At 62.0% G+C, this 8,754-nt stretch carries 6 protein-coding genes; 4 read left to right on the forward strand and 2 right to left on the reverse strand.

Features of this window, described 5'->3' with window-relative positions:
• Nucleotides 1-80: 80 nt before the first annotated feature.
• A complete protein-coding gene (gene gorA / locus B3873_RS14800; RefSeq protein ID WP_286866977.1) occupies nucleotides 81-1,448 on the reverse strand; it encodes a glutathione-disulfide reductase in 1,368 nt (455 codons plus the stop codon).
• Nucleotides 1,449-1,512: 64 nt separating this feature from the next.
• Nucleotides 1,513-3,168 carry an ABC transporter permease gene (locus B3873_RS14805; RefSeq protein ID WP_286866980.1) on the reverse strand — a complete coding sequence of 552 codons (1,656 nt, stop codon included), beginning with the start codon at nucleotides 3,166-3,168 and terminating at the stop codon, nucleotides 1,513-1,515.
• 108 nt (nucleotides 3,169-3,276) lie between these two features.
• Between B3873_RS14805 and B3873_RS14810 the strand changes: the two genes are divergently transcribed.
• From B3873_RS14810 to B3873_RS14825, 4 genes are all read left to right on the forward strand, one after another.
• Nucleotides 3,277-4,359, forward strand: a complete 1,083-nt coding sequence (locus B3873_RS14810; RefSeq protein WP_286866982.1) for an ABC transporter ATP-binding protein — start codon at nucleotides 3,277-3,279, stop codon at nucleotides 4,357-4,359.
• Nucleotides 4,360-4,620: 261 nt separating this feature from the next.
• On the forward strand, nucleotides 4,621-7,437 hold the full coding sequence (locus B3873_RS14815; protein WP_286866985.1) for a type VI secretion system Vgr family protein: 2,817 nt from the start codon (nucleotides 4,621-4,623) through the stop codon (nucleotides 7,435-7,437).
• 38 nt (nucleotides 7,438-7,475) lie between these two features.
• Nucleotides 7,476-8,414, forward strand: a complete 939-nt coding sequence (locus B3873_RS14820; RefSeq protein WP_286866988.1) for a hypothetical protein — start codon at nucleotides 7,476-7,478, stop codon at nucleotides 8,412-8,414.
• A gap of 47 nt (nucleotides 8,415-8,461) precedes the next feature.
• Nucleotides 8,462-8,754: toxin VasX (locus B3873_RS14825; RefSeq protein ID WP_286866990.1), on the forward strand; the 293-nt coding region annotated here is incomplete at its 3' end.

Raw genomic sequence — 8,754 nt, forward strand, 5'->3', positions numbered from 1 at the left:
ATGATGTAAGCAAAACGGGGATGCCTTGGCATCCCCGTTTTTTTCCGTTCTTTGGGTACCGCTTGCAGAAGACGGCGGCCTCAGGCCACCGGCGTGCGCATCGTCACGAACTCTTCGGCGGAGGTCGGATGAATGCCGATGGTGGCATCGAACTGCGCCTTGGTGGCACCGCATTGCAGGGCTACGGCAAAGCCCTGGATGACTTCACCGGCATCGCCGCCGACCATGTGCACGCCGAGCACCTTGTCAGTCTGCGCATCGACCACAAGCTTCATGAAGGTGCGCTCGGTATTGCGCGAGAGGGTGTTCTTGAGCGGCTTGAAGTCGGTCTTGAAGATTTTTACTTCACCATGGGTCTTGCGCGCCTGTTCTTCGGTCAGTCCCACGGTGCCCACATTGGGATGACTGAACACCGCTGTCGGAATGTTCTGGTAGGACATCACGCGCTCGCCCTTGCCGAACAGGCGCGCTACCACCACCATCGCTTCGGCCAGCGCCACCGGCGTCAAGGCCACGCGGTCGATTACGTCGCCCACGGCGAGAATCGATGGCACGTTGCTCTCGAAGCTCTCATTGACCACCACGGCGCCGTTTTCCTTCAAGACGACACCGGCCTGCTCCAGCCCCAGGCCGCGTGTATTGGGCGTACGCCCGGTGGCAAACAGCACGCACTCCGCCGCCACGGTTTCGCCATTGGTCAGGCGTACCTGCTTGACGCTGTCTTCACCCGCATGTGGCGCTTCGATGGCCGCGATGCTGGCATCGAAGACCAGCCGGATGCCCTTCTTGGCCATTTCATCGGCGAGGTGGATGCCCAGGTCGGCATCCATGTTGCGCAACAGGCGTTCGCGGCGATACACCAGCGTCACATCGCTGCCCAGGCCATTGAGGATGGATGCCAGTTCCACGGCGATATAGCCGCCGCCCAGCACCACCGCACGTTTCGGCAGACTCTTCAGGTGGAAGAAATCGTCCGAGGTGATGCCCAGCTCGCTGCCCGGGATCTGCGGCTTGTCGGGATGGCCGCCGGTGGCCACCAGGATGTGGCGGGCGGTGAAACGCTTGCCTTCCACGCTGACCGTATGCGCATCTTCCACCGTGGCGAAGCCACGATGCAGGCTCACGTTGGCGCCATCGAGCAGACGCTGGTAGATGCCGTTCAGGTGCGTGATCTCGCGGTCCTTGTTGGCGATCAGGGCCGACCAGTCGAAGGTGGGTTCGCTGTGCAAGGTCCAGCCGTAACCGGCGGCATCGGCGAAATCCTCGTGGAAATGGGCGCTGTAGGACATCAGCTTCTTGGGGATGCAGCCGACGTTGACGCAGGTGCCGCCCAGATCGCCCTTCTCGGCCAGCCCGACGCGGGCCCCGGCCTGGCCGGCGAAGCGCGCTGCGCGCACGCCACCGGAACCGCCGCCGATGGTGAAGAGGTCGTAATCGTATTGGCTCATGGTTTCTCCAGAGAGTGGCCGCAGCCCCCTGGCCACGCCCATTGTTGGTCTTTGCGTGCTTGGGTTATGCGGGCGGAAGCGCGCTTTGCAAGTCCGTGCGGCGCCGGCCATCGAGTGCCCGCATCACCAGCAGCACCGGTGCCAGCCCCACCAGCACGATGGACAAGGCCGGCAAGGCCGCCTCGCCCAGGCGCTCATCGCGCGCCAGGTTGTGCGCGATCACGGCCAGGGTATCGGTATCGAAGGGACGCAGCAGCAAGGTCGCCGGCAACTCCTTGACCACATCGACGAATACCATCAGCGCCGCCACCGCCAGCGACCGCCACAACAACGGCATGTGCAGGCGCCAGGCAATCACCGCGCGCGAACTGCCCAGGGTGCGCGCCGCTTCGTCAAGACTGGCCGGAATACGGGTGTAGCCGGACTCCACCGACTGCACCGCAACCGCCGTGAAGCGTACCAGATACGCGTAGATCACGCCGAGCGAGCTGGCCGTGAGCAGCACGCCCAGGCCCGCCGCCGGCCACAACGCCTGCAGCCAGGCGACCGGCAGCAGGATGCCGACCGCGATGACCGAGCCGGGAATGGCATAGCCCATGCCGGCCAGGCGAGCGGTCAGGCGCAGCACCAGCCCCTGCAGGCGCGGCAGGTGCGCGCCGCGCAGCGCGAAGCACAGGCCCAGCGCCAGCACGATGGCCGCCAGCGCCGCCATGCCGCCGAAGCGGAAGCTGTTCCACACCCAGCCGGCATAGCGGGCCAGATCGAAAGCAGGCATGGCGGCGTCGCTGCTGCCCCACTGCCCGGCCCACAACTGCAACAGGATCGCCACCGGCAGCACGAAGCCCAGCACCACCGGCAAGCCGCACACCGCCCAGGCCGCCAGCGTCTGCGCGCCGGTCAATTGCGGCAGGCGCGCCTCCGCTCCCTCGCTGCCGCGCGCACCGCGTGTGGCCGCAAAGCGCATGCGGCCCTGTTCGCGCCGCTCCAGCCACAGCAGCACCGACACGAAGAGCAGCAGCAGCGACGCGTACTGGGCGGCGGCAATGCGGTCATCCAATACAACCCAGGCCTTGTAGATGCCGGTGGTGAAAGTGGTCAGGCCGAAGTAGGCCGAGACACCGTAATCGGCCAGCGTTTCCATGAGCGCCAGCGCCGCCCCGGCCGCCAGGGCCGGACGCGCCAGCGGCAAGGCCACGCGCCGGATGCGTTCGGATAGCGGCGTGCCCAGCATGCGGGCAGCCTCCATCAGGTGCATGCCGCGCTCGGAGAGCGCATTGCGCGCCAGCAGGTAGGCATAGGGATAGAGCGTGAAGACAAACATGCACACCGCCCCCGGCAAGCCCCGCACATCCATGCGCCAGCCGGGGAACCAGCCGCGCAGCGTGCTCTGCACGGCCCCCGCGTATTGCAGGAAATCGGTATAGGCATAGGCCGACACGTAGGCCGGCATGGCCATCGGCAACAGCAGCGCCCAGGACAGCCAGCGCCGTCCGCGAAACTCGAACAGGCTCACCGTCACCGCCGCCGCGCCACCGACGAGGACCACGCCCAGCGGCACCATCAGCGCCAGCCAGCCGGAGGTGGCCAGGTAGCCGGGCAAGACGGTCTGCATCTGCTGGCGCAGGTTGTCGATGCCGGCCGCATCCAGCCCGAACCAGGCAGCGAGGATGCCGAAGAGCGGCAAAGCGATCAGGACAGCGAGCAAACCGATGATGTGCATAAACGGGAACGGCCCAATAAAGAATTGCCAGGGGAAGTCGGCGGTCCATGCGCTACACTGCGCACTCCGAGACAAACGCGAATTGTAACCATTTCATCGAGCCTGCCCATGTTTCTGGAAGTCGATCACGTCAGTATCCGTTATCCCCGCAGCGCCCAGGCGGCCGTCGATGCCGTCTCGCTGCGCCTGCAGCCGGGCGAGCTGGGGGCCCTGATCGGCCCCTCCGGCAGTGGCAAGACCAGCCTGCTGCGCGCCGTGGCCGGGCTGGAACCGGCGCAGTCGGGCCGCATCCGGCTCGACGGAGCATTGCTGGAAGGTGATGGCGTGCGCGTGCCGGCCGAGGCGCGGCGCATCGGGATGGTGTTCCAGGATTTCGCGCTGTTCCCGCATCTGGATGTGGCAGCCAATATCGGCTTTGGCTTGCGCGGCATGGCGCGTGCGCAGCGGGAACAGATCGTCACGCAGATGCTGGCCCTGGTCGGCCTGCCCGAGGCGGGCAGCAAATTCCCGCACCAGCTGTCCGGTGGCCAGCAGCAGCGCATTGCCCTGGCGCGCGCGCTGGCGCCACAGCCGCGCCTGCTGTTGCTGGATGAACCGTTTTCCAGTCTGGACGTGGAGCTGCGCGAACGCCTGGCGCACGACGTACGCGACATCCTCAAACGCACCGGCACCACCGCCCTGATGGTCACGCACGATCAGCTGGAAGCCTTTGCAGTGGCCGATGTGGTGGGCGTGATGCGGCACGGCCGATTGGAACAGTGGGATACGCCTTATGCGCTCTACCATCGTCCGGCCACCCGCTTTGCGGCGGATTTCATCGGGCATGGGGTGTTGCTGCGCGGGCAGGTGCAGGCTGCAGCGGATGCCGGGGTACAAGGCGAGATCAGCGTCCGGACCGCAGCAGGCCTGTTGCGCGGACTGCCGGTGGAAAGCGGACGCGATGCCAGCGCCGCGCAGGTCGATGTATTGCTGCGGGCCGACGACGTCATGCACGACGATGCGTCCCCCTTCAAGGCGCAGGTGGTACGCAAGTCATTCCGGGGCGCGGAATTCCTCTACACCCTGGCGCTGGAGAACGGCCAGCAACTGCTCTCGCTGGTGCCTTCGCATCACGATCATGCGGTGGGGGAATGGATAGGGATCCGGTTGGATGTGACGCATCTGGTGACATTTCCCTTGGCCGCCAACTGAAAAATCAATCACGAATTTTGTCCCTGATGTGATGTTTCCTTAAGTCTCCCCTGCTGAGGGGGAGTTGTCTGATTTCTCCAATCTTGTATCCCATAGTAGTCCACTAATAAACTCTAATAGTCATTTTCACGGAGCCGGGAACCCGGCCTCAGGTACCTGATCTATCGCCCAGTTTTGAGTCTGCGTGCATAGGCCAGTGACCTCAGTGTCCGGATGCTGGTCAAGTCGCATTCCCAAAAATGCCGACACAACCCTTCCGTGATGATGACGACTCTCTCCGACTCCTTTGCTGGTGCCTGGCCACCAGCTTCGCGCGTGATGCGTCTGCTCACTTCGCCAAGCAGCGATGTGAACTCAGATGAACTCATGGCCGAAAAATTCCAGGCCGTCGAATGCATCGGCCCGGACCTGGATGGCTACGATATCGATGAAGCCATCGCTGGATACCGCCTGCAACTCTCCTGCCTCAGTCTCGACGCACATCTTTCCTTGCGCAAGTTCATCGCTCAGCCGGTATTGCTGATCTTGCAGAGCGATGCGAAACCACGCCATTTCCATGGCCACGTTACGCAATGCCGACTGCAAGGGGCCAATGGTGGAATGGCGCGTTATCTCCTGACCATCGAACCCTGGCTGGCATTCTTGCGCTATCGCCGTGACAGCAGGGTTTATCAAGACTTGACCGTACCTGAGATCATCGATGCCGTCTTGCGCGACTACCAGGGCCAAGGCAAGCTGCAACCCCAATGGCGCATGGATCTGCGCGACACCAGGGTGTACGCCCGGCGCAGCCTGGTCACGCAATATCAGGAATCCGATCTGGCCTTCATCAGCCGCCTGTTGAGCGAGGAAGGCATGTTCTACTACGTGGAACATGCCGGGGTAAGCAACAGCCCCAGCCTGGGCGCGCATACCGTAGTCATCGCCGATCACAACGCCAGCTTCCAGAGCAATGCGCGCGCGGACGTCCAGTTCACTCAAGCCAGTGCCGTGATGGCACAAGACAGCATTGATCGCTGGCGCAGTCTGGACCGCTGGCAGACAAACTCGGTGGAGATTCTCACCTGGGACTATCGGCAAGCCAGCGTACGCGAGGCCACCAGTGCCACGCCAGTTCAACCGGGATCTGCAGGCCTGGTGCTGGCCAGCCGCGATGCGCCTGGCATCTATGCCAACGAAAACCGCGCCCAAGCCGACCGTCAGGCCAACATGCGGATGCAAGCCATTGAAGCCCACAACCAGATCTTCACGGGGGCCGGCACGGTGCGCAGTTTCGCTCCCGGTACGACCTTCAAGCTGAATGGTCATCCCGAGCATGACGGCAGAGAGGACGATCGCTTCGTCTTGATGAGAGTCGTCCACCAGGCTCACAACAATCTTCGCGCCGATCTCAAGGCAGACGTGATGAAGCTCTTGGGCCAAGCTGTGCTGCCTGAAGAAGAACACCACAGCAGCCTCCTGGATGCTGCGCTGATGCCTGGCAACGGCGAGGTGCGCCCGGTGTATCGCAATCGTTTCGAAGCCATCCCATACAACATTCCTTATCGCCCTTTGCTCACCACCCCTGACGGCCAGGCCCTGTATGCCAAACCTACAGTCATTGGTCAGCAGACGGCCGTCGTGGTCGGTATCCGAGGACAAGCGGTGCACACCGATCGCGACCACCGCGTGCGAGTACAGTTTCATTGGCAGCGTGGCGAGCGCAGCCACAGCAGTCTGAGTTCGCCCTCCCGTGGCGGCCACAGTGGCGCACCTGCCAATGAAGCCTCTGGCACCTGGGTGCGGGTAGTGGCAGGACTGGCACCGACGGCGGGTGCAAACTGGGGCGGGCACGCGTTACCCCGCGTCGGCCAGGAGGTGCTGATCGATTTCATCGAGGGCGACATTGATCGTCCCGTCGTGATCGGCACACTCTATAACGGCCGAGGCCAGGACAACGCTCAAGGCAACCGGGCTGTTCAAGGTGCCGGTGCCGCCACCGGCAACGCCCCGCCCTGGTTCGCCGGAAGCAGTGGTCCCCACGGCCACGCAGCGGTTCTCTCGGGCATCAAGACCCAGGCCATGGGGACGAGTCAAAGCGGCACTGGCGGCTACCAGCAACTGGTGTTCGACGACACGCCTGGCCAGTCGCGCGCATCGCTGCAACAGCACACCGATGCCCACGATGGTGCCAGCGAACTCAATCTGGGTGCCTTGCGCCAGCAGACCGACAATCGACGCCTGGTGCCTACCGGAGAAGGCTTCGAACTGAAGACCCGGCAAAGCGCGGCAGTACGTGCAGGACAAGGTTTGCTGATCTCGACCGAAAACAGCATGGGGGAGCAACTCGACTTGCGCGGCGGAGTGAAGCAGCTGGTTGACAGTGCGGAGAAGCAGCGACAACTGGCTGAGACGGCGCAAAAACACCATGCCCGATTCGAGGGCGAAGGTGAGGCAGGCAAGCTGCCAGCAGTCGAAGCGCTGACCGATGCAATCAAGGTGCTCACAGCAACGGCGACCAGGTCTGCACCTGGCGCAGCGGAAGACAGCAGCAACGTGCCCGCCTTCAGTGCGCCGCAATTGCAGTTCTCGAGCGCGGCCGATATTGCGGCAGCCACACCGGCCAGTGCCATCCTCGCTGCTGGAACAAGCAGCAGCATCACAGCTGGCCAGGATATCAATCAGATCGCCCAAGGCAACTTGCACTATCTCATCCAGTCCGGCATCAGCCTGTTCACGCACGGCCTGAGCGGCCGCAACAGCAAGCCGCTGCAGGATAGCGGCATCGCCTTGCACGCGGCATCGGGCAAGGTGAGTGTTCAGAGCCAGTCGAAAAATATCTCACTGACATCGGCCACGCAGTTGACTGTAGCCAGTGTGGAAAAGCATGTGCAGATCACGGGAAAGCAACATGTACAGCTCGCTGCGCAGGGAGCGTGGTTGAAACTCTCCGGAGGCAATATCGAAATACATGGGCCGGGGTCAATGGAGTTCAAGGCTGGTGCGAAGACCTTGACGGGGCCGCAGAGCGCAAAGGCAGAAGCAAGCCTGCCGAAGCCAGGCCCCTTGAGCGAATGCGAATACAAGAGCGGAGTCTGAACAAGCAGGCATCGCGGAGCATTGAGACAGTCACCAATATGAACAACCCATCCCTGAACGAAGAGATTCGCGCCGCCTTGTTTCAGCTGCGCGAAGCGCACCCGCATTGTCACATCCATGTGCTGCTGGACGGAAATCATCCTTGTTTCGAAGGTGATCCCCTGCACTTGCATCAGCTCGCAAAAAGAGAGATCCCGGCCAATCCAATCATTGTGCCTCGTGCCGACTATTTGCATGACCCTTCGATTTGTCCGGCGCTGGTGACGCTTCACTCACCAGGCGATCGCGGCTACCCGGACGATGAGTTATTCGATCTTGCCATCGCGCACGCGTGGCGGCGCCGGGCCAGTATCAACGGCAGTTATGTAGCGGGTTGGCTGGTATCGGAGAAACCCGCGAAAGAGGTTGCCGCGCATATTGCGGAATCGTGTGAGTTATTTGACTTGCTCAACGGACGCAGGCGCTTTTTGCCCCTGTTTGAACCGCACCGACTTTCGCTGCTCGCCAATACGGACAGGAAAAGCTTTTTACATCGTTGGCTGGGACCAATCAGTCATTGGTTATGGCTGGATCTGAACGGTCAGTTGAACAATCTCGCCGCACATGATCTCAACAGGGACGGCACTTCTCCTGGTGAACAACTGGAACAACGTGACTGGATGATGCAGCACCGCGTGGCCGATGCGCGGCTGGTCGCCATGGCGATGCAGGAGGCGCAACACAGATTGCCGTCCAATCCCGAGATTGCCATCGATGCGTCATTGAAGCGCGCTAAAGCACGAGGGCTGCAGCGTACAGAAGATCTCATCTTCACCGCACTCAACGATTTTTCATTGTCCGCCGGCTGGGCTGACCATCTGGCGGCGCAATGGGCGATCGAACAGGCTCTCGTCGGAGAAAGAAGTTTGAGCAAGGTGATGACAACCCTTCCCGACGAAATCCTGAATGAAATCGCCAAAAATCGCCCGGCAGACTAAAGAAAAAATATCGAGGACTGAATCTTTCAGCGTGGAGAAAATTGAACATGGCAGGCTTCCCCAGACAAACTACTACCAGCGGTGACCTAGTAAAGAAAAATGCCGACGTCGCACAAAAATGTGCGCTGGGTTCCGATGGGAAATGCGGCTTCTGCCAGCGCACAGGCTATCCCATCCTGCCGCTACGCTATGCGATCAAGCCATCATTCGTTGGCAATGCAAGTGCGAGATTGGAGACTCTTGCACAAATGGAGAAATTTTCCGCACAGCCTCTGAAAGCAAATCGATATACCTTGCGCGTACTCCGCAAAGGTTACTTGCACGTCTATCTGGGCGTTAC

The sequence above is a fragment of the Herbaspirillum sp. UBA812 genome (assembly GCF_002296545.1).
GTDB lineage: Bacteria > Pseudomonadota > Gammaproteobacteria > Burkholderiales > Burkholderiaceae_D > Herbaspirillum > Herbaspirillum huttiense.

Coding starts and splice junctions, on each gene's coding strand:
- B3873_RS14815 (WP_286866985.1), top strand. CDS start 4,621: ATGATGACGACTCTCTCCGACTCCTTTGCTGGTGCCTGGCCACCAGCT.
- B3873_RS14810 (WP_286866982.1), top strand. CDS start 3,277: ATGTTTCTGGAAGTCGATCACGTCAGTATCCGTTATCCCCGCAGCGCC.
- B3873_RS14805 (WP_286866980.1), bottom strand. CDS start 3,168: ATGCACATCATCGGTTTGCTCGCTGTCCTGATCGCTTTGCCGCTCTTC.
- gorA (WP_286866977.1), bottom strand. CDS start 1,448: ATGAGCCAATACGATTACGACCTCTTCACCATCGGCGGCGGTTCCGGT.
- B3873_RS14820 (WP_286866988.1), top strand. CDS start 7,476: ATGAACAACCCATCCCTGAACGAAGAGATTCGCGCCGCCTTGTTTCAG.